The 25,877-nt window shown below is 41.5% G+C and carries 24 protein-coding genes, 1 rRNA gene and 1 pseudogene; 12 read left to right on the forward strand and 14 right to left on the reverse strand.

The window, feature by feature from the left end; genetic code table 11:
- A 5S ribosomal RNA gene (gene rrf / locus ACNAV8_RS11640) occupies window positions 1-86 on the forward strand; the annotation flags it as partial.
- Between the two features lie 373 nt (window positions 87-459).
- Here rrf and ACNAV8_RS02230 read toward each other — a convergent pair.
- The 3 genes and pseudogenes from ACNAV8_RS02230 to treB form a co-directional block, all read right to left on the reverse strand.
- A pseudogene (locus tag ACNAV8_RS02230) lies at window positions 460-702 on the reverse strand (lipopolysaccharide kinase InaA family protein); the annotation flags it as partial.
- A 132-nt stretch (window positions 703-834) separates the two neighbouring features.
- Entirely contained in the window at window positions 835-2,526 is a 1,692-nt protein-coding gene (gene treC, locus ACNAV8_RS02235) for an alpha,alpha-phosphotrehalase (RefSeq protein ID WP_103854753.1), read from the reverse strand.
- Between the two features lie 10 nt (window positions 2,527-2,536).
- Complete coding sequence (treB, locus tag ACNAV8_RS02240) at window positions 2,537-3,955, reverse strand: PTS trehalose transporter subunit IIBC (RefSeq protein WP_103854754.1); 1,419 nt, start codon at window positions 3,953-3,955, stop codon at window positions 2,537-2,539.
- A gap of 357 nt (window positions 3,956-4,312) precedes the next feature.
- Here treB and ACNAV8_RS02245 point away from each other — a divergent pair, with 357 nt between their 5' ends.
- Both ACNAV8_RS02245 and ACNAV8_RS02250 read left to right on the forward strand, forming a co-directional pair.
- Window positions 4,313-5,365 carry a helix-turn-helix domain-containing protein gene (locus ACNAV8_RS02245; protein ID WP_103854755.1) on the forward strand — a complete coding sequence of 351 codons (1,053 nt, stop codon included), beginning with the start codon at window positions 4,313-4,315 and terminating at the stop codon, window positions 5,363-5,365.
- 2 nt (window positions 5,366-5,367) lie between these two features.
- Complete coding sequence (locus tag ACNAV8_RS02250; RefSeq protein WP_415777136.1) at window positions 5,368-5,856, forward strand: PIN domain-containing protein; 489 nt, start codon at window positions 5,368-5,370, stop codon at window positions 5,854-5,856.
- 134 nt (window positions 5,857-5,990) lie between these two features.
- Here the strand turns inward: ACNAV8_RS02250 and treR are convergent, their stop codons facing one another.
- The 4 genes from treR to dksA form a co-directional block, all read right to left on the reverse strand.
- The gene (treR, locus tag ACNAV8_RS02255; protein WP_103854756.1) at window positions 5,991-6,935 is read right to left on the reverse strand and encodes a trehalose operon repressor TreR; all 945 of its coding nucleotides are present in this window, start codon (window positions 6,933-6,935) and stop codon (window positions 5,991-5,993) included.
- 32 nt (window positions 6,936-6,967) lie between these two features.
- Window positions 6,968-7,465 carry a 2-amino-4-hydroxy-6-hydroxymethyldihydropteridine diphosphokinase gene (gene folK, locus ACNAV8_RS02260; RefSeq protein WP_415777137.1) on the reverse strand — a complete coding sequence of 166 codons (498 nt, stop codon included), beginning with the start codon at window positions 7,463-7,465 and terminating at the stop codon, window positions 6,968-6,970.
- Window positions 7,465-8,769 carry a polynucleotide adenylyltransferase PcnB gene (pcnB, locus tag ACNAV8_RS02265; protein ID WP_415777183.1) on the reverse strand — a complete coding sequence of 435 codons (1,305 nt, stop codon included), beginning with the start codon at window positions 8,767-8,769 and terminating at the stop codon, window positions 7,465-7,467. The genes folK and pcnB overlap by 1 nt, the downstream gene beginning before the upstream one ends.
- A gap of 314 nt (window positions 8,770-9,083) precedes the next feature.
- Complete coding sequence (dksA, locus tag ACNAV8_RS02270) at window positions 9,084-9,521, reverse strand: RNA polymerase-binding protein DksA (protein ID WP_103854759.1); 438 nt, start codon at window positions 9,519-9,521, stop codon at window positions 9,084-9,086.
- A gap of 382 nt (window positions 9,522-9,903) precedes the next feature.
- Between dksA and ACNAV8_RS02275 the strand changes: the two genes are divergently transcribed.
- On the forward strand, window positions 9,904-11,352 hold the full coding sequence (locus tag ACNAV8_RS02275; protein ID WP_103854760.1) for an NAD-dependent succinate-semialdehyde dehydrogenase: 1,449 nt from the start codon (window positions 9,904-9,906) through the stop codon (window positions 11,350-11,352).
- Between the two features lie 52 nt (window positions 11,353-11,404).
- Here the strand turns inward: ACNAV8_RS02275 and argA are convergent, their stop codons facing one another.
- A complete protein-coding gene (gene argA, locus ACNAV8_RS02280; RefSeq protein WP_415777138.1) occupies window positions 11,405-12,718 on the reverse strand; it encodes an amino-acid N-acetyltransferase in 1,314 nt (437 codons plus the stop codon).
- 124 nt (window positions 12,719-12,842) lie between these two features.
- Window positions 12,843-13,106, reverse strand: a complete 264-nt coding sequence (locus ACNAV8_RS02285; RefSeq protein WP_103852784.1) for a GrxA family glutaredoxin — start codon at window positions 13,104-13,106, stop codon at window positions 12,843-12,845.
- A gap of 195 nt (window positions 13,107-13,301) precedes the next feature.
- Here ACNAV8_RS02285 and ACNAV8_RS02290 point away from each other — a divergent pair, with 195 nt between their 5' ends.
- Window positions 13,302-14,219: an ATP-grasp domain-containing protein gene (locus ACNAV8_RS02290; RefSeq protein ID WP_103854762.1), complete on the forward strand. Its 918-nt coding sequence runs from the start codon at window positions 13,302-13,304 to the stop codon at window positions 14,217-14,219.
- Between the two features lie 109 nt (window positions 14,220-14,328).
- Here ACNAV8_RS02290 and ACNAV8_RS02295 read toward each other — a convergent pair whose 3' ends face one another.
- The 4 genes from ACNAV8_RS02295 to ACNAV8_RS02310 are packed head-to-tail and all read right to left on the reverse strand — an operon-like array spanning window position 14,329 to window position 17,124.
- Window positions 14,329-14,937, reverse strand: coding sequence for a hypothetical protein (locus ACNAV8_RS02295; RefSeq protein ID WP_194750670.1), 609 nt, complete (start codon window positions 14,935-14,937; stop codon window positions 14,329-14,331).
- 58 nt (window positions 14,938-14,995) lie between these two features.
- Window positions 14,996-15,385, reverse strand: a complete 390-nt coding sequence (locus ACNAV8_RS02300; RefSeq protein ID WP_103854764.1) for a SufE family protein — start codon at window positions 15,383-15,385, stop codon at window positions 14,996-14,998.
- Window positions 15,386-15,389: 4 nt separating this feature from the next.
- The gene (locus ACNAV8_RS02305; RefSeq protein WP_415777139.1) at window positions 15,390-16,589 is read right to left on the reverse strand and encodes an aminotransferase class V-fold PLP-dependent enzyme; all 1,200 of its coding nucleotides are present in this window, start codon (window positions 16,587-16,589) and stop codon (window positions 15,390-15,392) included.
- Window positions 16,579-17,124 carry a thermonuclease family protein gene (locus tag ACNAV8_RS02310; protein WP_103854766.1) on the reverse strand — a complete coding sequence of 182 codons (546 nt, stop codon included), beginning with the start codon at window positions 17,122-17,124 and terminating at the stop codon, window positions 16,579-16,581. Before ACNAV8_RS02310 ends, ACNAV8_RS02305 begins: the two co-directional genes overlap by 11 nt.
- Before the next feature lie 123 nt (window positions 17,125-17,247).
- Here ACNAV8_RS02310 and ACNAV8_RS02315 point away from each other — a divergent pair, with 123 nt between their 5' ends.
- From ACNAV8_RS02315 to ACNAV8_RS02325, 3 genes are read left to right on the forward strand one after another with little or no spacing between them, the layout of a single operon-like run.
- Window positions 17,248-17,661 (forward strand): CidA/LrgA family protein, encoded by a 414-nt coding sequence (locus tag ACNAV8_RS02315; protein WP_103852791.1) that lies wholly within the window; start codon window positions 17,248-17,250, stop codon window positions 17,659-17,661.
- Window positions 17,658-18,344: a CidB/LrgB family autolysis modulator gene (locus ACNAV8_RS02320; protein ID WP_415777140.1), complete on the forward strand. Its 687-nt coding sequence runs from the start codon at window positions 17,658-17,660 to the stop codon at window positions 18,342-18,344. Before ACNAV8_RS02315 ends, ACNAV8_RS02320 begins: the two co-directional genes overlap by 4 nt.
- 1 nt (window position 18,345) lies before the next feature.
- Window positions 18,346-19,698 carry an anti-phage deoxyguanosine triphosphatase gene (locus tag ACNAV8_RS02325; protein ID WP_415777141.1) on the forward strand — a complete coding sequence of 451 codons (1,353 nt, stop codon included), beginning with the start codon at window positions 18,346-18,348 and terminating at the stop codon, window positions 19,696-19,698.
- Window positions 19,699-19,712: 14 nt separating this feature from the next.
- Here the strand turns inward: ACNAV8_RS02325 and ACNAV8_RS02330 are convergent, their stop codons facing one another.
- On the reverse strand, window positions 19,713-20,048 hold the full coding sequence (locus ACNAV8_RS02330) for a hypothetical protein (RefSeq protein ID WP_415777142.1): 336 nt from the start codon (window positions 20,046-20,048) through the stop codon (window positions 19,713-19,715).
- Window positions 20,049-20,286: 238 nt separating this feature from the next.
- On the opposite strand from ACNAV8_RS02330, the gene lrp reads away from it, so the two are divergent.
- From lrp to ACNAV8_RS02350, 4 genes are all read left to right on the forward strand, one after another.
- Entirely contained in the window at window positions 20,287-20,766 is a 480-nt protein-coding gene (gene lrp, locus ACNAV8_RS02335; protein WP_103852795.1) for a leucine-responsive transcriptional regulator Lrp, read from the forward strand.
- A gap of 1 nt (window position 20,767) precedes the next feature.
- Window positions 20,768-23,653: an FtsK/SpoIIIE family DNA translocase gene (locus ACNAV8_RS02340; RefSeq protein WP_415777143.1), complete on the forward strand. Its 2,886-nt coding sequence runs from the start codon at window positions 20,768-20,770 to the stop codon at window positions 23,651-23,653.
- Window positions 23,654-23,767: 114 nt separating this feature from the next.
- Window positions 23,768-24,388, forward strand: a complete 621-nt coding sequence (gene lolA / locus ACNAV8_RS02345) for an outer membrane lipoprotein periplasmic chaperone LolA (RefSeq protein ID WP_103855139.1) — start codon at window positions 23,768-23,770, stop codon at window positions 24,386-24,388.
- Between the two features lie 86 nt (window positions 24,389-24,474).
- Window positions 24,475-25,824 (forward strand): replication-associated recombination protein A, encoded by a 1,350-nt coding sequence (locus ACNAV8_RS02350; protein WP_103855140.1) that lies wholly within the window; start codon window positions 24,475-24,477, stop codon window positions 25,822-25,824.
- The last annotated feature ends 53 nt before the right edge of the window (window positions 25,825-25,877 follow it).

A 25,877-nucleotide genomic window follows, 5' to 3' on the forward strand; every position in this document is an offset into this window, starting at 1 on the left:
AATTCCATGCCGAACTTAGAAGTGAAACGCTGTAACGCCGATGGTAGTGTGGGGAATCCCCATGTGAGAGTAGGACACCGCCAGGTATTGAATGAGAGAAGAACGCCATTGAGGGAACTTGATGGCGTTTTTTTGCTTAATTTAATCTTGTCTATCTTAATTTATCTTCTCTTTCGTTTTCTGGTTGGTTGAATAATAATGTCAGTGAATTTTACCATTTATGCTGTAAGCAAGAGTAAAATTAAATAAGACAGAAAGCATATAAAAACTTAGCAAAATTACACCGCACTTTGGTTTTATGTTTTTCTAGTAAAAACCTTATAACTGGTTTGAAATTAATTTTTGAAAAGTTAAAGTAAAACCTCTATTCTTCTTAAGAAGAACGAAAAAGATTTTATCAGAATGATTTAGTTATTTTTTAGTAGTTACGTTTATTTATAGATAGATATAGCGGTTACATTATCCCTTATACCCACTCAAAATCTCATCCCAATCCTGTTCTGTAAATTTTATTGCCAGCTTATTTACTTCTTTAATGAAAGAGCGGTGTAATCTGGCGAGATTTTGGGGTTTCCAGTGATTGCCTGATTTTTCGGCGCATTTGTCAAAATCAATCAGCCAGTATTTTTGTTCTGGCGTGGCGAAATGTTGGACTAAAATATTATGGGCGTTAAGGTCGGTGTGGCAGATTTGTCGGTTATGGTAACTGGAGAAGTAATTCAGCATATTTGTTTATATGTAATACTTAAGCCGATTATAAATGAATTTTTTAAAAATGCTCTGCTCCTGAAGTATCAAGAGCAGAGCAAAGTACGGTGCTTTTTCTACAAATTTTTATTTTTGATAGAAATACAACCCTTGGAATGGCTCAAGGGTGAGTTGGGTTGCCACTTGTGGCTGACTGGCTTGAATATGGCTGTTTTCGAGCAATGTCCATTGCTGATTTGCCAAATTTGCAGGCAGTTCAATTTGTTGTGGTTTACCCGTTAAATTGGCTAAAACTAACAATTTTTCCTCCGCACTTTCACGCAGATAAGTCCATACATCAGGTGAAGTTGGGTTGAGATCTTGATAGCTTCCCTCAATGAAAATCGGATATTGCTTACGCAAGGCGATGAGGCGTTGATAAGTGTAAAATACCGATTGTTCATCTGCCAGCGCGTGTTCCACGTTAATCTCTGCACGTCCAACGTCAATCCAAGGCTCAACTTGGCTAAAACCACAGTAGCTGCCATTATCCCATTGCATTGGCGTGCGGCTGTTATCGCGCGATTTTTGTGCCAAAATTTTCATTAATAGATCTTCGTCCATTCCCTGTTCACGCAGTTCGGCGAACATATTTAGGCTTTCTACATCACGATATTGGCTGATTTCGGTGAAATTTGGATTGGTCATTCCGATTTCTTCGCCTTGATAAATATAAGGCGTGCCTTCCATTCCGTGCAGCACCATTGCGAGCATTTTAGCGGACTGTTGATGCCATTTGCCCTCATCACCAAAACGAGAAACAATGCGTGGCTGATCGTGGTTGCACCAAAAGAGCGCATTCCACGCTTTGCCGTGCATTCCTTGCTGCCAATAATTAAAAATTTGCTTTAATTCCACGAAATCTGGCTTGGCGTGCGTCCATTTTTCGCCATTTGGATAATCCACTTTTAGATGATGGAAATTAAAGGTCATTGATAATTCTGAGCCTTGGTTGTTGGCATATTGCTGACAATGTTCAAGGTTCGTGGAGGACATTTCGCCCACTGTCATCAGGTTGCGCGGTTGGAACACTTCACGGCTTAATTCTTGCATAAATTCGTGAATGCGCGGGCCATCAGTATAGAAACGGCGGCCATCACCTTGATTATCATTCGGAAAGTCTTGGTTTTTGGAAACCAGATTGATCACGTCTAAACGCAAGCCATCTACACCTTTGTCCGCCCAGAAATGACAAATTTTTTGTAATTCTGACCGCACTTGTGGATTTTCCCAATTCAGATCCGCCTGTTCCGTAGCGAAAAGGTGCAAATAATGTTTGCCAACGCGCTCATTCCATTTCCACGCATTGCCGCCAAATTTAGAACGCCAATTATTCGGTGGCGTAGTGGCATCACCACCACGCCAAATATAAAATGGATGATAAGGGCTTTGCGGATCTTGTGCCGCTTTGAACCATTGATGATCCGTTGAGGTGTGGTTAAACACCATATCCATAATAATACGGATATTGTGCTGATGCGCTTGTTCAACCAGCTGTTCAAAATCTTGCATTGTGCCGTAAGTAGGATCAATAGCGCAATAATCGGCTACATCATAACCATTATCCACCTGTGGCGATACATAAATTGGCGTGATCCAAATGGCATCTACGCCCAGTTTTTGCAGATAATCTAAACGCTGAATAATGCCTTGCAAATCGCCAATGCCATTGCCAGTGGTGTCTTGGAAACTTTTCGGATAAATTTGATAAATTACCCCATTTTTCCACCATTGCGGACGAGATTGCGTAGGCGAAAGTGCGGTGTTTTTTTCTGTCATTTTTTCACCCTTATTCTGGAAGTGTGCCATTTGCTGCACGGCGTTTATACACGATCATTGTTAAAATCAATGGCACAACCACGGACACCACCATCGCTAAAGCAAATACGCCCCAGAACGGTAATTGAATGGAAAGAATACCCGGTAAACCGCCCACACCGATACTGTTTGCCAACACGCCATTTAAGCCACATATTAAGCCTGCGAAGGCAGAACCAATCATTGCACAAAGCATTGGGAAGCGGTATTTCAAGTTGATCCCATACATTGCCGGCTCGGTTACACCAAGATAAGCGGAAATGGTGGCAGGCACGGAAATTTCACGCTCATTGGCTTTTTTGCTCACAATCACAATGGCTAACACAGCTGAAGCTTGCGCGATGTTAGAAAGGGCGATCATTGGCCAAACAGGCGTACCGCCAATGTTTTGGATCATTTGCATATCAATTGCAAGGGTAGTTTGATGAACGCCTGTGATCACCAATGGGGCATAAAGGAAGCCAAATAATGTCGCGCCAATCGGGGCGAAGCTACCGGTTAATCCTGCACGCACCACATAAGCCACGCCATTACCAATTTCACGACCAATCGGCCCGATAATAGAATGAGCAAGGAACACCGCGATGATTAATGAGGTGACAGGCACGATCACTAAATTTAATGACGCAGGCACAATGCGACGTAAGCGGGTTTCGATCCAACCTAAAGCAAGACCAGCCAAAATAGATGGAATCACCTGTGCTTGATAGCCCACTTTATCAATGCTAAACCAACCGAAATCCCACATTTCAGGAATTTTAGAACCGAGATCATAAGAATTCATTAATTGTGGTGAAACGAGCGTTACCCCAAGGACGATCCCCAAAATTGGCGAACCGCCCATTTTTTTCACGGTGGACCAACAAATCCCTACAGGCAAATAGAAGAAAATCGCTTCACCGATTAACCAAAGGAAAGAATGGATTGTCGCCCACATCGGGTGGGTTTGCACCAAGGTTTTGCCGTCAAACATTGGAATATCACCAATCACATTGCGGAAACCTAAAATCAAACCACCACTAATTAAGGCAGGGAGAAGCGGAATGAAAATCTCAGCAAAATGCGAGATAAGTTGTTCATACCATTTCATATTTTGGCGTGCAGCCACTTTCGCTTGCTCTTTATTTGCTTCAGAAATTTGCGTTTGTTTCACTAATTCTTGGTAATAAAGATCCACTTCAGGCCCAATCACAACCTGAAATTGCCCCGCATTGGTAAAGCAACCTTTCACCATTGACAAGGCTTCAATGCCTTTCACATCAGCAATTTCAGGTTGATTTAGCACAAAACGCAAACGTGTAATACAATGCGTTGCTGTCGCAATATTCTCTTTCCCACCAATTAACTGGATTAATTGCGTGATATATTGAGGATTAATTTCCTTTGCCATAATTTTTCCTTTCGTCTGAAAAATGTTCGTGCGTATCTTACGCCTTTTTATTTTTCTCTCAATGGGAACGTTCCCAATCTGTGATCTAAATCACATATTTAGATGAAAAATAGGGGATGAGGAGTAAGAGTAATCAGAAAAGTTATGCAAGATCGGAAATTGAGTCAGACCAATATGATTATTAATCAAATGTAATAGCTTTTAAACACAAAATACGATTTTGATTTTTATGCATTTTGATCTCAATATCTTTCGAAGAATAATGGAGATATTGATAAATTTGTCTAGATTAGCAACGATTATTAGTTTACAATCTAACAAGTTTCTATAAATTTGTAAACCAAGCAGGTATTTCTTATGATAGGTCGTCGCTTAAAAATGGCACGTACTGCACGGGGTTTATCCATGAAGCAATTAGCTGAACAAGTGAAAGTCAGTGCCAATATGATAAAAAAATATGAACATAATGAGAGTATGCCATCTTCCGAAGTATTATTGCGTCTATTGGATTCGCTAAAGGTCTCTATAGACTTTCTTTTTCGTCCGTTTCAAGTAGATTTGGGAGAAGTAGAATTTCGGAAAAAATCCAACACGCCTCAAAAATTGCTTAACCAAATCACAGTAGATGTTACGAATCAGGTAGAGCGTTGGCTCATTTTAAAAGAGCTATGGATGGATTTTCCTATTAAATCTTTCGTTTGGGATATGTCTTTACCAGCAATCAACTCATTTGATGATATAGAGCTGATAGCTAATAAATTACGAATGCATTGGAAGCTGGGAGTCAATCCAATTCCAAACATGATTGATTTATTAGAAACTTTGGGCATTATTGTAATAGTTAGTAATGTGGAAAATATTGGCTATCGCTTTGATGGTCTGCAAGCAGTAGTAAGTGGTTTGCCAATTATTGTCGTATCATCTTTTTGGACTGGTGATCGCCAACGCTTTACTTTGGCGCATGAATTGGGGCATTTGATTTTACAAAATTGTTCGCTCCCTGCAGGTATGGATATTGAAAAAGCGTGTAATCGTTTTGCTGGTGCTTTTTTGTTTCCAAAATCGCAAATATTACAAGAATTAGGTAATCTCCGTAGCCGAATTATGGTACGTGAATTGTCTTTATTAAAGCAGGAATACGGTATTTCTATGGCTGCAATTTTGTATCGTGCAAAAGACTTAGGAATTATTAGTGATAGTTATCACAAATATGTTAGTATTTATTTCCGTAAACAAGGTTGGCACAAACAAGAACCTAAGCTATATGCCAGTGAACAAACTCATTTATTTAAGCAATTGGTTTATCGTGCTGTAGCAGAAGATATTATTAGTGAGGCAAAAGGAGCAGAGTTGCTTGATATTTCAGTATTTGAATTGATGAATTGGCAAAATGAAAATAGTGAGGCATAGAGATGCAACAGATGTTGATCAGTGATGCTAATATTTTTATTGATTTAGAATGTTGCCAATTGATAAGTCTAATGTTTGAATTGCCCTATCGTTTTTGTACACCTGATGTATTGTTTGAACGTGAATTAAAACTACAACACGGACATTTGTTAACTATTGGATTAATAAAATTAACCTTATTGCCTGAGTCTATGACTTACGTTTCCCAACTTACAGATAAATACCGTAAAACTAGTATTCATGATCTAATGGCCTTATCACTTGCGAAACAAGAAAAATGCCCTTTGCTAACGGGAGATAAGGCATTACGCGATGCTGCAAATAGAGAGGCCGTTCTAATCAAGGGTACAATTTGGGTATTAGAACAATTAGTTATTTATAAAAAAATCTCTAAAGATGAAGCTATGTCTGCATTAGATATTATGTTAAAAGCAGGGCGAAGATTACCTTTTGATGAAGCAAAAAGTCTAATAAAAAATATTAAATTATAAGCTATCTAGTATCCAATTTGAAGCAAATAAAAAGATAAATATATTATACTGTTATTCAATCAAATATATTAGATAGTTGATAAAAGAATCTTACATTTTATTATAGTTGTTACTAAGTTAATTAGTAGAAAAGTCTAAACCAACCCACAATCAATACAACTCGCCTTAATTTCTCTGTTTTCTAACAAATCAAATAATTGTTTAACGGCTTGTTTGCCGGCGGTGGTGAAGCCGAGATCCACGCTTAGGGTTTGTGGGAAAAGGAATCGCAATAGTGGGTTGTTGCCGATGCCGGCAACGCTGATATGAGTGATTTGATGTTCTTGCAGCCATTTTACCACGCCGATTGCTAAGGTGTCGGTGGCGCAGACAATGGCGGAAATTTGCGAAAAATCCACCGCACTTGCTAATTGATAAGCGCTGTCGTAGCTCAGTTTACCCAGTACAGCATTAGGTGTAAGCTGATGATCTTGGCAAAAGCTAAGATAGGCTTGATGACGCAAATAACCTGTGGTCATATCACTTTCTTGCACACCCAGATAAGCAATTTCTTGATGATCTTGTTGCAGCAGTTTTTCTAGCAGCAGGGTTACGGCACGTTGTTCATCATAATAGACGCAAGAAAATTGTGGATAATGGCGTGCGATGACCACTAATTTTTTTTCCCAACCTTGCAAATCCTGTTCTTCTAAGCCTGAAAAGGCAAATAAAATCAGGCCATCAACACGGCGCTGTTGGAAGAACTTGAGATGTTCCTGCAAGCGGTGCATTTCCATTTGGCTTTCCACAATAATCGGTTCGCAATTTGCTGCGTAGAGTAGAGGTAGCATTGCAGAAAGGGCTTGGTTTTCCGCATTGGAACTTAAGCGCGTAACGATAATGCCAATCATTGGGTTGCCTTGCCCACGCATTGCTCGTGCAGATTGAGAAGGGGTGAAGTTATGGGCTTGAATAATGGCTTGAATTTTCTCGCGCGTTTTGGCACTCACCTTGCTATCTTGATTTAACACGCGGGAAACCGTGGATTTCCCCACGCCAGCCAAGGCAGCAATATCTTTAATCGTGAGTTTTTTTGCCATTATTCAATCCTGTGAATGGGGTAATATCCTAACTATTCAAGTGCGGTGCTTTTTTGCAAAATTTTCATTTCGTGATGATGAAACTGTTGCACTAAATCCGCCACGTTTTTGCCATCTGGCAAGGTTAAGTTAGGCGCAATATCATACAACGGCACGATAACAAATTCGCGATGTTGCATATCATAATGGGGAACGGTTAAGCGTTCAGACTGAATAATTTCATTGCCGTAAAGCAGAATATCCAAATCCAATGTGCGCTCGCCCCAACGTCGTAGCCGCACGCGCCCTTGTTCTTGCTCAATGCGTTGTAATTGATCTAGCAAATCCAATGGTGCTAATGTCGTGGTTAAGCAGGCGACCGCATTCACATAATCAGGTTGATCCTGTGGCCCGAGTGGCTTGCTTTGATAAAAATGGCTAACCGCCACCAGTTGCGAATAGGGCAGTTGTTGTAACGCTTGCAGCGCGTTTTCTAGCTGTTGCACTGGGGTGGCTAAATTGCTGCCTAAAGCGATATAAACCTGTTTCATTATGCGGTTGGCTCTTTCTGCGTTTTACGTTTTCTTGGACGATAACGTTTTTTCTTTGGTGTTGGGTGAAGTTTTTGATGAGCTTTCACCAAGGCGTTACGCTGTTCTTCATTGCTAAATTGATATTCGTGCCACCAAGTGGCTAACTCAATGGCTTCGCCGCCTTCCACTTGTGCGCGCATTGCTAGCAAATCAAAGGCCGCGCGGAATTTCGGGTGTGCCATTACACGCATTGGTGCGTTACCATTGCGTTTTAGCAGCTGTAATTGTAAGAACCAAATATCACGAATCACGCCTGTATGACGGCGTGGCGCAGCAAGGGTTGTGGCAAGCTGATCGAGAATTTCATTGCTGGCTAAGGCGTAAGCATCGTGATTATTTAAGCCACCTTCATTTTTCAGCAGTTCCACTTTTTCTCTTAATGGATACCAGAAGAAGCAGGCAAACAAAAAGGCCGGATTAATGCGCAGTTTGTCCGCGATGCGTTCATCTGTTGAAGTGAGCGCAGTTAAAATCATTCGCTCGGCAAAGCTATCTTGTTTTTCCGTGAAATAAGGCATTAGCGTTGGGAAAAGCTGATCAAATAAGCCATATTGACGCAATAAATAGTAGGTTTTCACGCCATTGCCTGTTTGCAATAATTTTTGTGCTTCATCATATAAGCGAGCAGGCGGAATATTGCGTAATAGATGCGCCATTTGCTTGATTGGCGCTTCCGTTGGCTTTTCCAAAAACATATCTAATTTTGCCATAAAACGAATGGCGCGCAGCATACGCACCGGATCTTCTTGATAGCGAATAACAGGATCGCCAATTAAACGCAATTTACCTGCTTTGATGTCTTCAATGCCGTGGTAAAAATCACGCAAAGTGTTATCTTGTGGATTGTAATAAAGGGCATTAACGCTGAAATCACGGCGTTCGGCATCTTGTTCTAGTGTGCCATAGACATTATCACGCAGCAACATTCCTTCATCACTTTGCTTAGATTGGCGTTCATTATTGTGTTCAGAATGGTTGGCGCGGAACGTGGCCACTTCAATAATATCACGTCCAAACATCACGTGTGCCAAGCGGAAACGGCGGCCGATCAAACGGCACTGACGTTGAAAAATTGCTTGAATTTGTTCAGGACGCGCATTGGTGGCAACATCAAAATCTTTCGGTTTTTTATCGAGTAACAAATCACGCAAACAGCCACCTACAATATAGGCTTCGTATCCGTTACGTTGTAATTTTTGCACCACGGTTAAGGCATTTTTACTCATCATTCTTGGCTGAATGCCATATTGTGAAGCTTGAATAAGGTGTTTTTGATAGCGATGAAAAGGTTTGCCTTGCGCTTTATTTTCTTTCGGCTCGACATATTCTACGAAAGACGCAGAGAGTCTAGCCTTGCTACGGCTGGATTTGGTATTTTTTTTATTTGCTCGTTTAGGCGAAACCTTTTTGGTGTTGGTTTCTTGTGTTGCATTATCTGCTTTTTTCTTAAACAGATTTTTAATTAAGGTTAAAATAGCGAACCCCTTGCTTGAAAAGCGTAAATAAAATTAATGAAAAGTGCGGTCAAAAATCACCGCACTTTTTAATTTAAGCCTATATTTTAACAGCAAGCTAATTAGCCTACCATTTGTTTTTCACGAATTTCAGATAAGGTTTTGCAATCAATGCAAAGATCAGCTGTTGGACGTGCTTCTAAGCGGCGAATACCAATTTCAATACCGCAAGAATCGCAATAGCCGAAATCACCGGTATCGATTTTTTTCAGTGTATGCTCGATTTTTTTCATTAACTTACGCTCGCGATCACGGTTGCGTAACTCTAAGCTAAATTCTTCTTCCTGTGTCGCACGGTCGGCAGGATCAGGAAAGTTTGACGCTTCATCTTGCATATATGCCACGGTGCGAGTGGTTTCTTCTTGAATTTGCGCACGCCACGCTTCAAGAATTTTTCTAAAGTGAAGAATCTGATCATCATTCATATATTCTTCACCTTCTTTCGGTTGATAAGGTTCCACTCCAGCTAAGGCTAATAAACTTAAAGAGGATTGACTCATTGGTATCTCCTAATAGTAATTCATCCATTTTAACTTAGTATAACTGACCTCATTATCACCATAGGAATAGCAAAATTCAGCTATATTTTTGACCGCACTTTTGCGTTAAGTTAAGACTTTTCGAGGAAAGCCCAATTCCATTTCAAAATTAGGCTCTTTTTTAAAGAGCGGTATAAATATCAGAAGTTTGAGAAATTAGCAAATAAATTTACATAAGATAAAAAATTTTTACACAATAAATCTCAATTTTGCGATCTAGCTAACAAAATCCGCCTCTGCAAAATGGCGTATTATGAGCAAAAAGATAAAAAACACTAGACAACCTTTGGATTAGGCGAGTATCTTTTAAGAATCATTTTGCAAATAGAAACAGGGGACAAAAATGCAAAATTTTTCATTAATAAAAACAAAAGGTTATATTAATGGTGAATATGTAGAAAATGCAGATGGGAAAACTTTTGCGGTGTTAAATCCGGCAACGCAACAAGAAATTTGCCAAGTGGCAGATTTAGGCGTGGCAGAAACGGAACAAGCCATTTTTGCGGCGGAACAAGCGCAGAAAAAATGGAAACAGGTGTTACCGAAAGAGCGAGCTAATATTTTAACCCGTTGGTATGAACTGGTGTTACAACATCAAGAAGAGCTTGCGCAAATTATTAGCTTAGAACAAGGCAAGCCCATTGCTGAAAGCCGTGGCGAAGTGCTTTATGGGGCGAGTTTTATTCAATGGTTTGCAGAAGAAGCGAAGCGAATTCAAGGGGATATTCTGCCTTCAGATAAAAGCAATCATCGCTTAGTGGCAATGAAACAGCCTGTTGGTGTGGTGGCCGCCATTACGCCTTGGAATTTTCCGAATGCGATGATTACGCGAAAATCTGCACCAGCCTTAGCAGCAGGCTGCGCGGTGGTGTTAAAACCTGCGCCAGAAACGCCATTATCTGCTTTAGCCTTAGCAGAATTGGCAAGCCAAGCAGGATTGCCAAAAGGCTTGTTGAATGTGATTCCTACCACGCAAGCGGTGGAAGTAGGCAAAGTGCTGACAGAAAGCCCGATTATTCGAAAATTGACCTTTACTGGCTCAACCAAAGTGGGCAAATTATTAATGGCACAATCGGCGAGTACGGTGAAAAAATTATCCTTAGAACTAGGGGGCAATGCGCCTGCCTTGGTGTTTGATGATGCAGATTTAGACAGTGCAGTGGAAGGGGTATTTGCCTCTAAATTCCGTAATGCAGGGCAGACCTGTATTTGCACCAATCGTATTTATGTGCAGGCAGGAATTTATGAAGCCTTTGTGCAAAAATTCTGTAAAAAAGTACAACAAATTAAATTGGGCGAAGCTAATAAACCAGATGTCACAATGGGGCCTTTAATCCGCCAAAGTGCAGTGGAGAAAGTACAACGTCACATTGATGAGGCGTTGCAAAAAGGTGCTAAATTGGTGCTTGGTGGTAAACCTGCAGATCTTGGCGGAACATTTTTCCAACCTACCGTTTTAAAAGATGTTAATCAAACAATGTTAGTCGCCAAAGAAGAAACTTTTGCGCCTTTAGCACCGATTTTTAAATTTGAAACGGAAGAACAAGCCATTGCAATGGCAAATGATACGGAATTCGGCTTGGCGGCTTATTTCTTCACGCAAAATATTAACCGTATTTGGCGTGTGTCAGAAGCCTTAGAATATGGCATTGTGGGTATTAACGAAGGCTTGGTGACCAACGAATTTGCCCCATTTGGCGGTGTGAAAGAATCTGGCATTGGTCGAGAAGGATCACACTACGGCATTGATGAATTTTTAGAACTAAAATATCTTTGCTTAGGCATAAAATAAATAGGATAAAGATAAAATAAAAAAGGGGCTATGTTGCCCCTTTTTATTTTAATTATGCCGTTAGATCTTTAATCAAAATTTTAGATCGGCGCTGGTAATTATATTTTTCTCTTTTTTCTACGGGTAGATCTTCCACCTGAGCTAAATAAAATCCACGTTCTTGGAACCAATGTACTGTGCGTGTGGTGAGTACGAATAACCGTCCAATGTGCTGTTCTTTGGCGCGTTTTTGAATGGCTTCTAATAAAATATCGCCGCGCGAAGAATTGCGGTAATCAGGGTGAACAGCAACGCACGCCATTTCTGCCATTTTTTCTTGCGGATAAATATTGAGCGCTGCACAAGCAATGACCACGCCATCACGATCAATAATGGTGTAGTTGGAAATTTCCATTTCTAGTTGCTCGCGAGAACGTTTGACCAAAATCCCTTGCTGTTCCAATGGGTAAATGAGTTCCAACAAGGCTGGAATGTCAGCCACATTTGCAAGACGAATGTTTTCTGAATTTTCCATTGAAAGCTGTGTTCCCACCCCATCTCGAGTAAAGAGTTCTTGCAGTAATGAGCCGTCTTCTTCATAACTTAACAAGTGAGAGCGTTTCACGCCCGCGCGACATACTTCAATGGCTGCGTGCAAGAAACGAGCTTGCGAGCTGTGATATTGATCTTGCGAAATAAAGCGGTTTAAATATTGCTCAGCATCTTGTGGCAATAAATCAGCAATGGTTTCGTGCTGATCATTTAAAATCCCTTGCGTATCAGAAAAGGCGATGAGTTTTTCTGCCTTAAGTTTGATCGCCACCTGCGTTGCCACTTCTTCAAAAGGCAAATTAAAGGTTTCTCCCGTTACAGAGGGGGCGATGGGGCCAAGTAGCACTATCGAGCCTTGATCTAATTGTTGCTGAATTTTCTCGCTATCAATACGGCGAATTTTGCCACTGAGTTGATAATCTACGCCGTCATCTACACCAATGGGTTGCGCCAAAATAAAATTGCTACTCACCACATTGATCACTGCAGAATGAGGCAGACGCAAAGAAAGGCGCGCAGCAATATCATAATTTAATTTGCCCACCGCTTGTTTCACCACATCAAGGCTGTGGGGATCGGTAATGCGAATATTTTTATGATAAGTCGGCACGATGCCTTGCTGTTCAAGGAGCTGATTAATTTGCAATCTTGCGCCAAACACAATGGCTAATTTAATGCCAAGGCTGTGGAGCAGGCTAATGTCATTGATAATATTAATAAAATTGGGGCTGGCAATGGTATCGCCATCAAGCATAATCACAAAGGTTTTGCCTCTGTGCATATTGACATAGGGGGTGGATTGTCTAAACCATTGTACAAGTTCGGTGCTGCGCATAACTTCCTTTTCTTATAATTATTCACTTAAAGTGAATTTATATTCATTTTAAACAATATGCAAGGAAAATTTTGCAGAGATAAAAAATGCGGTGAAATTTCACCGCACTTTATGTTTATGGAGATTAGTTTACTACGTTGAACTGTTCTTTCATTAACGCAGCGAAGTCGGTGTAACCGCCTACTGGTTTTTCATCAATGAAAATTTGTGGCACAGTTTCAACAGGTTTACCTACTGAAGCAGATAAATCTGCTTTGCTGATGCCTTCTGCGATAATATCTACATAGCGGTAGTCAAAATCGCTTAAGGTTTCTTTTAATTTGTCAGCAAGCTCTTTTGCACGCACGCAATAAGGGCAACCAGGGCGACCAAAAATAACAACGAACATAATCATTTCCTTCTGTTAGGGCCAAGCACATTGGCTAGATAAAAATGCAAATAGACAAAATGCTTAGCAAGATAAAAAATTGTGCAAATTGTACTGATTATGGCAAAAAGAATAAAGGAGTTTTTTAGCATTGTTGTAATTGGTGTAATATATCAAAATAACAGTTTGAGAGCCTTGTAGCCGAAGTAGGAAAAAATGAAATTATTAATGTTATGCCGCGAGCCGCGCCTTTATAGCTGCCAGCGTTTAAAAGAAGCCGCGGAAAGTTGCGGACACCAAATGGATATTCTCGATCCCAATCGTTTTGTGCTAAAACTCAGCGAAAATGCGCCGCATTTTGATTTATATTATCAGCCAAATCGCGAAGCTGAACCTTATTTATTGCCCGATTATGATGCCATATTGCCGCGCTTTGGTTCGGCAAGTACACAAATGGGCTGTGCTGTATTGCAACATTTTCAGGCAAAAGGTGTAGCTTGTTTAAATGACGTTGAGCCTTTTCTTAAAGCGCGTGATAAATGGTGGAGCTTGCAGATCTTAGTCCAGCACGGCATTGCCGTTCCCCCTTCTTTACTGGCTGGCAGTGAAACGCGAGCGAAAGAAAGTCTTGAGTTGATCGGCTCGCCGACCATTTTGAAAACCTTGAGTGGATCACAAGGTATTGGCGTGATCTTAGCGGAAAGCCAAAGTAGCGCTAGTAGCATTGTGGAAATCTTAAATCATTCTGGCGTGCCGGTGTTAATGCAGCAGTTTATTAGAGAAGCGCAAGGGGGCGATGTGCGCTGTTTTGTGGTGGGTGGAAAAGTGATCGCCACAATGGAACGCAAAGGGCAAGCAGGTGAGTTTCGCGCCAACATTCACCGTGGTGGAACAGGCGAGCAAGTGTGGCTCAGTGAGCAGGAAAAACAAATTGCCCTTACCGCCACGCAAGCCTTAGGCTTAGATGTGGCTGGGGTGGATTTAATTCGCTCACATCAAGGCTTGCTGGTGTTAGAAGTCAATGCTAGCCCCGGTTTAGAGATGATCGAAAAAACCAGTGGTTTAGATATTGCGTTACAGATGATCTTGTATTTGGAACGAAAAAGCCAAGCCAGATCAAAACATAACGAATAGAAGAGCGGTAGAAAAATTGTGTATTTTTGGCTTTAATAAAGCTACTTTCTCGCAAATTTTATAATTTCTAATTAATAAAAAAGCTCGCGATTGCGAGCTTGTTTGTTACCTAAACCTCTTCCTGTTTTTGTAGATCAAGCTCAAATTGTGGCGGAAGTTGAGGGTTGATTTCATCTTCATTAAGCTTTTCTACATCGGGGGTTGGCAAGAGCTTTTCATTATCACTATGTGGGCTTTTTTCTTTACCTAATAGCTGTGGCAAGATTTTGCCGTAACTGCCTTTTGGTGATAAGGCACTGCTGATAAACGCACGGTTAAAATCATCGCCAAATTCCTTGTCTAACACCGTGTCATTTAAAATAAAATAGCCTTTGTTTGGCAAGGCAATGTAGCTCAACACATCTTTAGGCGAGAAATCGGGAAAGATTTTTTGTAGTTCATCTAGCCAATTATCCGTATCGCCTTCCACCTTAAGAGATTTCATTTCTTTGATTAAACTAATGGCGAAACTTTTACCTTCCACGGGCTTGTCAAAGTTGAATGAGAGCATTAAAGGGCGTTGATTTTCTTGATAATTTCCCGTTTCTGAATAGAGGCTTAGAGTGTAAATTTGAAATGGCCCCCAGTTATAATCAGCATTGCCCACCATTTCCCAATCCGCCCAAAGTGCGGTGGAAAATAAGGTAGAAATTAAAAATGCGACAAGTTTTTTTTTCATTCTTCTTCCTGATAAATTGCTTGTGGCGATTATAGCAAGTTTTTTATTTTCGACAGATTTAATTTGTACAAGTTGCTAAATTTCGCACAATTTGCTCAATTTGTTTTAAGCCATTTAAGCGAGTATTGCTTAATCGTTGAGCAATGCCTAGCTCATCAAAATAAGCGGTCAAGTCAAAGGATTGTAATTGTTCTGCGGTTTTGCCGTTAATTTCTTGCAAAATTAGCCAAAGCAAGCCGTTAATAATGCGTGCTTCACTAAAGGCGTTAAACATAAAAGTTCGGTCGCTTTTTTCTTTAAATTTGAACCAAACCTTGGCTTCGCAACCTGAAATAGGCTGCATTTGGGCGAGCGTTTGTTCATCGGGGCGAGAGAGATTTTTTCCGCTTTGAATGATGAAACGGTAGCGATCTTCCCAATTTTTGGCGTTTTTAATTTCTGTTCTCATTGCGTTAATCTAACAAGGCTAAGGCGTTATCCAACGCGTTAAAAAAGTGTTCAATATCTTGCTCATTATTGTAAGGGGCAAGGGAAAGGCGTAATGTACCACGTTGTCCGAGCCTTGCCAAATAAGGTTGAGCGCAATGTTCGCCAGCGCGCAGGGCAATATTTTGTTCACTCAACAGGGTAGCGAGATCAGAAAGATCAATATGCTTAAATAAAAAGCTAATAATTGGGCTGTGATCGCCATAAGTAAAAAGCTGACAGGCAGGGTATTGTTGCAAGCGTGTGATGATTTTTTCGCTTAATTGCGCGACATACTGATGTGCGGCATTGTTATCCCATTTTTCCAACCATTCTAACACCGCATTAAAACCGATTACGCCAGCAATATTCGGCGTGCCGGCTTCAAGTTTATAAGGTAATTCGGCAAATTCTGTTTGCTGTGGACTGACTTTCTGCACCATTTTGCCACCAAATAATAAGGGCTGAAGTTGATTAAGTGCGGTCAATTTTCCTGCCAAAACGCCAAGCCCTGTTGGGCCATAGATTTTGTGGGCGGAAAAGGTGAGAAAATCTACGTCAAGTTGTTGTAAATCAAGGGAAAAATGATTAATGGCTTGTGCCGCATCGGCTAAGATGAATGCGTTACTTTGGCGGCGAATAATCGGGATTAAATCAGCCAACGGCTGCACTACGCCCGTTACATTGGACATCATCGTCAAGGCAACAATTTTGCAATTTTTTTGCACCGCACTTTTTAATGCACGATCATCAATAACGCCGTTAGTCTGCAATGGCAGGACGATCAATTTTGCCCCTGTTTTTTGGCTTAGCTGCTGCCAGCTGACAAAATTGGCGTGATGTTCCGCTTCGCTGATGATGATTTCATCTTGTGGCGTAAGCTGTGGCAGCAGGCCGTTCGCCACTAAATTAATGGCGTGTGTCGTGCCTGATGTCCAAATAATACTTTGTTCGCTTTCTGCGTTGATCAGCTTTTTTACTCTTGTGCGCGCTTGTTCATAGCGCGCGGTTTGTTGTTCGTCATATTGGCTACGATGTACCGATCCTGCGGATTGATAGAACGCAACGGTGGCATCAATCAAGGCTTGCGGTTTTAAGCTAGTAGCGGCGCTGTCTAAATAAACGGCTGCGTTAGGTTGTTGGAAATAAGGGAAATTTTTCCGAAATTCTGTGGGGTTAAAAGCCATAGAATGATCCTTTTTCTTTTTGTTGGCGTTTTTGTTTACGTTGTTCGCTTTGCATTTTGCGCCATTGTTCGGGGTAAATCGGTTGGGGATCTTGCCATAAACCGACACGCTGTGCGCGTGCCTGTTGCTGTGCGTAAAAATAGCTTTGATCGCGCGCATAACGCTCATACACCCAAGCCATTCCTAGTTTTACCATTGCAAGATTGATATTTTGCCCTTGTTGGTTATACACCGTGGCAAGCGTGCGTTGATAGCGATCATAGCCCACAATTTGCAGCTGAACCGCTTGCTTATGAATCAGGTTGGCTAAGGTTTGGCGTGATTTATTACCAAAGGGTTGTTTCTTTTCTGGCGCATCAATGCTGTCTAAACGGACTTTGATTTGTTTGTTATTTTCAAGCAAACAGCGAAAGGTATCACCATCAGAAATTGCCACAACGCGGCAAGGAATGATACGCACTGCTTCTGCTGTTTGAGGAAGCCAAAATATTGTTGTAATTGTTGTAATAAAGAACACTAAACGCTTTCGTAACATTCTGATCACATTGATTCTAAAAAAGTTTGAAATTTTTCTTATTGTAACGAAAAGCCATAACAAAACGAATAAAATAAGAGTAGAATTGTTGCGGTTTTAGTAAATTAACAACTTTATAGCGGTATGACACAGAAGATTTTTCAGTTATTACGTTCTTTTGCCATTCTTTTTTTAATGCTTTTTCTTGGTGAGCAAATCGCTCGTTTTATTCCTATTGGCATACCCGGTAGCATTTGGGGATTGCTTTTATTATTCACCTGCTTAATGTTACAAGTGATTAAAGTGCATTGGATTTTTGCAGGTGCAAGCCTATTAATGCGTTATATGGCGGTGCTGTTTGTGCCAGTAAGCGTGGGGATTATTCAATATTCTGACCTTTTGCTCAACCAAGCCAAAGTGCTGTTAATCCCTAATGTGGTGGCGACAATTTTGACATTGGTGCTCAGTGGCATTTTGGCGGATTATCTTTTTTCCCAACAGTCTTTTGCTGGATTACGCAAAAAAGTCTTGAAAAAACGAGCTAAGGAGAGCAAATGATTTACGCTTATACTTTGCTTACCCTCGCGGTTTTTATGGTTGCCTTGCAGATTAGTAAGCAGTTGAAATCAATCATTTTTAATAGTTTTATCCTTACCGTAGCAATGTTGATTGCCATTGTCGTGATGTTTAATGTGCCTTATCCCGATTATATGGCAGGGAATGCACCGTTAAATCATTTATTGGGGGTGAGTGTGGTTGCCCTCGCATTGCCGTTATACGAACAGTTTCGCCAAATTAAAGAATATTGGAAAACGATTTTATTTATCACCGCACTTTCTTCTTTATTCTCAATGGTAGTGGGGGCAGTGCTCGCCTTATTGCTTGGGGCAGAACCTGAACTGGTTGCAACGATTTTACCAAAATCCGTTACCACGCCAATTGCGATGGAAATTGCTCAAAACATTGGTGGTATTCCCTCCGTTGCGGCAGCGGCGGTATTGATTGCTGGGTTGCAAGGGTCAATGTTTGGTTATTTAATTCTGAAAGCCATAAAAATAAAATATGCCGAATCCATTGGGCTTTCGGTGGGGGCTGTTTCGCACGTTTTAGGTACGGTGAGTTGTATGGAAGTTGATCCTAAAGCGGGGAACTATAGCTCAATCGCCTTGGTGCTTTGTGGTATCTTAAGTTCCATTTTTGCCCCTTTTGTATTCAAATTAATTTATTTCTGGGTGGTGTAGAATGAAAAATGCAGTGAATAGCCTTTGGCACGAACGTTATATCCCTGATAGTCCGCGAGAAAAAGATCACCGTCCGCCATTTCGCCGTGATCGTGGACGTATTTTGCACAGCGCGGCATTTCGCTGCCTACAAGCTAAAACGCAAATTCACGCCGTGGGTGAAAATGATTTTTACCGCACGCGCTTAACCCATTCTTTAGAAGTGGCGCAAATTGGTAGCAGCTTGGTGGCACAACTCAAATTCATCGAAGCATTTGCCCATTTAGCAGAACAATTAAAGACGGATAAAAGCCTTTTACAAAAACAGCTAAAACCCTTATTGCCCTCCAATGATCTGATTGAAAGCCTGTGCTTTGCCCACGATATTGGACACCCGCCTTTTGGGCACGGTGGGGAAGTGGCATTAAATTATATGATGCGCGATCACGGAGGCTTTGAAGGCAATGCACAAACTTTTCGCTTATTGACCAAGTTAGAGCCTTATACCGCCAATGCCGGAATGAATTTAACCCGCCGCACTTTGCTTGGCGTGGTGAAATATCCTGCCATTTTAGATTGTTCTTCACCACAATATGGCGAAATTTTACCACAAGGGAGTGAAAATCCCTTGTATGCCAAAATTGCAGATTGGAAACCGGGAAAAGGCATCTTTCGTGATGATTTGGAAATGTTTCACTGGCTATTGTCGCCATTAAGCGAAAAAGATCGTCAGCTTTTTCAGCAATTTAGCGAAGCTAGAGTTACGCCACAGCAAACGTTAAAAACTCGTTATAAATCTTTAGATTGCAGCATTATGGAGTTGGCGGACGATATTGCTTATGGCGTTCACGATTTAGAAGATGCTATTGTAGTTGGCGTGATTCATTTACATCAATGGCAAGAGGCGTTGCAGCAGCTTAAAAATAGCTCTTCTCAATGGATCAAGCTGAATATTGACAGCCTGAGCAAAAAATTGTTTTCAGCACATCATTATGAACGTAAAAATGCTATTGGTGCATTGGTAAATTATTTTATTATCAATGTGCGGTGGAAAATTAATCCTGAATTTGATGATCCTTTGCTCCGCTATAATGCTGAATTGCCAGAAGATGTGATTAGCGTGCTAAACGTGTTTACCGATTTTGTGTGGCAATATGTCATTCGTGATGTTAATACGCAACGCATTGAATATAAAGGACAACGAATGCTGACAGAAATGTTTCAAATTTTTGAGAGCGATCCTGAACGCCTGTTACCGCGTAACACATCGGTGCGTTGGAAAAATGCAGAGCCGAATCAGAAAAAACGGATTATCTGTGACTACATTGCAGGAATGTCAGATGCTTACGCAATGAAAGTGTATCAACAGCTTTGATCCAAGAATGGGGGCTAAATACAGCCTCCACAGCTTCCGCAACGCCAATCGTCTTTATTTACGGCTTGGTAAAACCAACGCATATAATTTTCTTCTAATGGAATATCGGCAGCAATAAATACATCACTTAGCCATTCAATGTTGGCGAGAATCCAATCATCTTCATCAAGCCCTTCTAAATAAAGTTCATCGGTAGGATCGATGAAATTATAAATTCCTCTTGTTCCCATATCGTGTTCACGTTTGTGTTCTGGAATATCAAGCGGATTGCCTTGATAAAAAATTTCCCAATGTCCTAAACACAGTGTGTTGCCTTGTGTACTCCAGCGAGCAGTGAATGGATTTTCCATAATGCGTATGAGTTGTTATTAATCATTGGTTGAATTATCGATCTAATTAAAATGAAGTCGAATACCCAATTCACCTTATTTTTTATAAGGGCATTATTTTAAAGTGCGGTGTAATTTTGAACGATTTTTAATTTTTAAAGTCTGAAGTTTTCCCTATAAAATTTTATAGAATAGTGTAAAATTAGTCGTTATTTCTATTTTAAGCGGTATTTTACCGTCATTTACGGTGGAAAATTTTATGGAAAAAAAATTACCTAAAGCCCTTGATGCCATTGATATAAAAATTCTGAATGAATTACAGCGTAATGGCAAAATTTCTAATATTGACCTTTCAAAGAAAGTCGGATTATCGCCAACCCCTTGTTTGGAGCGAGTAAAGCGCTTGGAAAAACAAGGAGTGATTATGGGTTACCGTGCGTTGCTTAACCCTGAATTATTGGATTCGCCATTGCTCGTGATCGTAGAAATCACTCTTGTGCGCGGAAAACCTGATGTATTTGAAGAATTTAACGAAGCAGTGCAACAGCTTGATGAAATTCAAGAATGTCATTTAGTGTCGGGGGATTTTGACTATTTACTCAAAACCCGTGTGGCGGATATGGCGGCATACCGCAAATTGCTTGGCACAACCTTGCTACGTTTGCCTGGCGTGAACGATACTCGTACCTATGTGGTAATGGAAGAAGTGAAACAGACCAATTTTTTACAATTAAAATAAGATGATTAAACGAATTACAGCAAAACTAACACCAAAACAATATATGGCGGAATTGTGTTTAGGCACAATTTCCCTGTTTGGTTTGTATTTGATTATTGCTTGGTCAAGTTACAGCCCTTTTGATAACACTTGGGCGGTTTCGTCCTCGCAGCCTGAAACCATCAATAAAGCGGGAGCGTTGGGCGCTTGGCTTATAGGCTTATTTTTTACTTTCTTTGGACATATCGGCAATTTAATTCCTTTTATTTTATGTTTTGTGCCGATTTATTTATTCAAAACCAAAAAATTCACCCAGATCACTTGGATTAAAGCGGCTATTCGCACGCTAGGGGGGATTTTATTATTTGGCGGTTTAACCGCATTAGCCACCTTATTGCTTTCTAACACTAGCTCTTATCTTGCTGGTGGGGTGTTAGGTGGAAGCTTAGTGGTTTCCCTTTATCCTGTTTTAGGCAAAGCAGGAGTGATTTTGTGCGCATTATTGTCAGCTATTGCAGGCTTTATTTTGTGTTCAGGTAAAGCTTTAGTGCAGCTTTTTGTGAGATTTTATTACTGGCTCACAATGAATGAGGACAAAACTCCAGCAATGGCAATGCCCGCCGAGCCACGAGCAGACAGCGAGCCTGAGCCTTTAGAGGAAATTATTATCCAAAAGCCTGCGCCAATTTCGTCATTACAAAATGAAAATGCAGCGCAAAACGAAGCAGGCGAAGAGCAACATAAAGACAATCAAACCTTTATTCAAATTAGTGGCTTACAAGAATTTGTTCAGCCAGAAGCACCATTTGCACATAATGAAAGCCAATCCGTTTCCAATAGCCAAGATCTTTTTGATCCCCGCCAAATGGAATCCCTTTCTAATTATGGTGTAGGGCAAGAAGAACCATTGCCGAATGTGCGTATTCCTCAAACCAGCACAGTAACGAGCTCAGCCACACAAATTGGCGTAAGCACAGAACAGACAATGGTTAAGCCTGTTCAAGCTGTTGTTGAACAGAAGGATTTAACGGCACAGGCAGATTTACCCAATGGGGCAGATTTACCAAGTGCGGTGCATTTTTCTACAGAGTTTTCTGCAATAGAACAAGCACCTGAATTAAAGGTATCCATTCCTGATTATTCGTTAGACAATCATTCTGAAACAGAAAATTTGCCTGAGCAAGATAATGAAATGGATGAATTAGCGCGTCAGTTCGCTGCGCAAGAAGCACAACGCTTGGCTGAAATGCAGCAGCGCGCAAAAGAAATCAATGCGGAAGATGCTTTAGCGGATATTCTGGCTGGGCAAAATCCAACGCAATCAACGGTAAATCAGCCTGCGGTAAGCCAGCCAACTTACAAGCCTTATGGCGATTCCTTAATTCACCCAGCCTTACAAAAGCAGGTGAAAAAAGCGGAAAAACCTACCACGCCGTTGCCAAGTTTAGATTTATTGGATAAACGTGAAGTGGAAGAACAAAATATCACGCGCGAAGAAATCTTAGAAACCTCGCAACGCATTGAACAACAATTACGCAACTTCAATGTAAAAGCGAGCGTAAAAGATGTGTTGGTTGGGCCAGTGGTAACGCGTTATGAATTGGAATTGCAACCGGGTGTGAAAGCGTCCAAAGTTACCAATATTGATACAGATTTAGCGCGTGCCTTGATGTTCCGCTCCATTCGTGTGGCAGAAGTGATCCCTGGTAAGCCTTATATTGGCATTGAAACGCCAAATTTACAGCGCCAAATGGTGCCGCTGCGTGATGTGCTGGATAGCCGAGAATTTCGCGAGTCAAAATCTTTGCTTTCAATGGCGCTAGGAAAAGACATTAGCGGCAATCCTGTGATCGTAGATCTAGCCAAAATGCCTCATTTGTTGGTGGCAGGCTCAACAGGTTCGGGGAAATCCGTTGGGGTGAATACGATGATTTTAAGTTTACTTTTCAGAGTGAAACCTGAAGAAGTGAAATTTATTATGATCGATCCGAAAGTGGTGGAGCTTTCCATTTATAACGACATTCCACACTTGCTCACCGAAGTGGTTACGGATATGAAAAAAGCCGCCAATGCGCTGCGTTGGTGCGTGGACGAAATGGAGCGCCGTTACCAATTATTATCCGCCTTGCGTGTGCGTAATATTGAAGGCTATAACGAAAAAATTGACGAATATAACGCAATGGGAATGCCAATTCCAAACCCAATTTGGCGACCGGGCGACACAATGGACGCAATGCCACCTGCGCTGGAAAAACTCAGCTATATTGTGGTGATTGTCGATGAGTTTGCTGATTTGATGATGGTGGCAGGCAAGCAAATTGAAGAACTTATTGCTCGCCTTGCACAAAAAGCCCGAGCCATCGGTATTCACTTGATTTTGGCCACTCAACGCCCTTCTGTGGACGTGATTACAGGCTTGATTAAGGCCAATATTCCAAGCCGTATCGCCTTTACCGTGGCGAGTAAAATTGACTCGCGCACCATTCTCGATCAAGGCGGTGCAGAAACTCTGTTAGGCCGTGGGGATATGCTTTATTCAGGGCAAGGCTCTTCCGATTTAATCCGTGTTCACGGCGCATTTATGAGCGATGACGAAGTGGCTCGCGTAGCCGATGACTGGCGTGCAAGAGGCAAACCGGATTATATTGACGGTATTTTAGACAGTGCCGATGATGAAGAGGGCGAAGTGGCTCGCAATGGTGATGATGGCGATCTTGATGATCTGTTTGATGAAGTGATGAATTTCGTGATCGAAACTGGCACAACTTCAGCCTCGTCAATTCAGCGCCGTTTCCGCGTTGGCTTCAACCGTGCCGCACGCATTATGGATCAGCTGGAAGAACAAGGCATTGTTTCGCCCCTACAAAATGGTAAGCGTGAAATTTTAGCTCGCCGTTCGGATTATTAGTTCAATCTTTCAGCGAATTACAAAGCTAAGCATAAAGAAAATGCAACAAATGGGAAATTTTATTGTCTGATTAACACAATGGTTTCCCATTATTTTAGGATTAAAGGAAGATTTATGAAAAAAATGGCAGTAAAAATCACCGCACTTTTATGTTTAGGCTTAAGCCAAATGGCTTGGGCTGATGCGGTGAGTGAATTACAAGCGCGCCTTAACAAAGTGGACGTGTTAAGCGCAGATTATGTGCAAAAAGTCAGTGATGCCAAAGGCAAAGAGATTCAACAAGGCAAAGGCAAACTTCGCATTAAACGCCCGAATTTATTCAGAATGGATAACCAATCTCCGCAAGAAAGCCAAATTGTGTCAGACGGCAAAACCCTGTGGTTTTACGATCCTTTCGTGCAACAGGTTACGGCAAATTGGGTGTCTGAAGCGGTGAACAATACGCCATTTGTGTTGCTTACCAGCAACGATCAAGCGCAATGGAAAAAATATACCGTGGCGCAATCAGCGGATACCTTTACCCTTAAACCAAAATCCGCGAAAAGCAATATTAAGCAGTTCAATATTCGCATTGATGCTGATGGCGTGCTAAAAAACTTCAGCACCACAGAAAAAGACGGACAAACCAATTTATACTTATTGCGTAATATCACCAACCAACCGTTGGCAGATAATTTGTTTAAATTCAGCGTGCCGAAAGGCGCAGAGCTGGACGATCAGCGTAAGAAAAAGTAACCAAAAAATCACCGCACTTTTAAGGCTAAATGGTTTACAATTTAGCCTTATTTTTTCCTGAAATGATCCATAGACGAGAGAAAAAAATGCCTAATCTTGCTTTTGATTTTGCTGAAAATGATTTTCGCCCTTTAGCGGCGAGAATGCGCCCAACCCATTTAGACGAATATTGCGGACAGAGCCATCTAATTGGCGTGGGCAAACCATTACGCAAAGCCATTGAAGCAGGGCATATTCACTCAATGATTTTGTGGGGGCCACCCGGCACAGGCAAAACCACCTTGGCAGAAATTATTGCGCAACGCATTAATGCGGAAGTGGAACGGATTTCTGCGGTAACAGGTGGGGTAAAGGAAATTCGTGAAGCCATTGAGCGCGCCAAACAAAATCGGCTCGCAGGGCTGCGTACCATTTTATTTGTGGACGAAGTCCATCGTTTCAACAAAAGCCAGCAAGATGCCTTTTTGCCTTATATTGAAGATGGCACGGTGATTTTTATTGGCGCAACCACTGAAAATCCCTCTTTTGAACTGAATAACGCCTTACTTTCGCGCGCACGCGTGTATGTGCTGAAATCCTTAACCGCACAAGAAATCGAACAAGTGTTACAGCGTGCCATTAATGACAAAGAAAAAGGGCTAGGCAACCTTGATTTAACCTTAGAAGACAATTTGCTTTCAATGCTGGCGGAATATGTCAATGGCGATGCGCGCCTTGCATTAAATAGCCTTGAATTAATGGCAGATATGGCGGAAGAGGGCAAAAATGGCAAATTTTTGCACCGCACTTTATTAACGGAAGTGTTGGGCGAACGGCAAGCCCGTTTTGATAAACAAGGCGATCGTTTTTATGATCTCATCTCAGCCTTGCATAAATCCGTGCGTGGTTCAGCGCCTGATGCCGCTTTGTATTGGTATGCACGCATTTTAACCGCAGGGGGCGATCCCCTGTATGTGGCGCGCCGTTTATTGGCCATTGCGTCAGAAGATGTGGGAAATGCTGATCCGCGCGCAATGCAAGTGGCCATTGCCGCGTGGGATTGCTTCACCCGTGTGGGGGCGGCAGAGGGGGAGCGCGCCATTGCCCAAGCGATCGTTTATTTAGCGGTTGCACCGAAAAGTAATGCGGTGTATCAAGCCTTTAACGCTGCGAAGAAAATGGCAGTGGAAAGCCCTGATTATGATGTACCAGAGCATTTACGCAACGCGCCAACTCATTTGATGAAAGAACTAGGTTTCGGCGCAGAATATCGTTATGCGCACAATGAAGAAAATGCTTATGCCGCAGGGGAAAATTATTTCCCAGAAGCGCTGAAAGATACCCAATATTATTTCCCTGTTGCTCGAGGAATGGAAATTCAAATTCGTGAAAAATTAGAAAAACTTCGCCAACTAGACGAGCAAAGCACAACTATCCGTTATAAATCTGGCAAGTAGTTTGGGAGCTGTTGAACACTCAAATGCAAAATGAATGATCAACAGACCCTAGT

The organism is Avibacterium endocarditidis (assembly GCF_965138825.1).
GTDB lineage: Bacteria > Pseudomonadota > Gammaproteobacteria > Enterobacterales > Pasteurellaceae > Avibacterium > Avibacterium endocarditidis.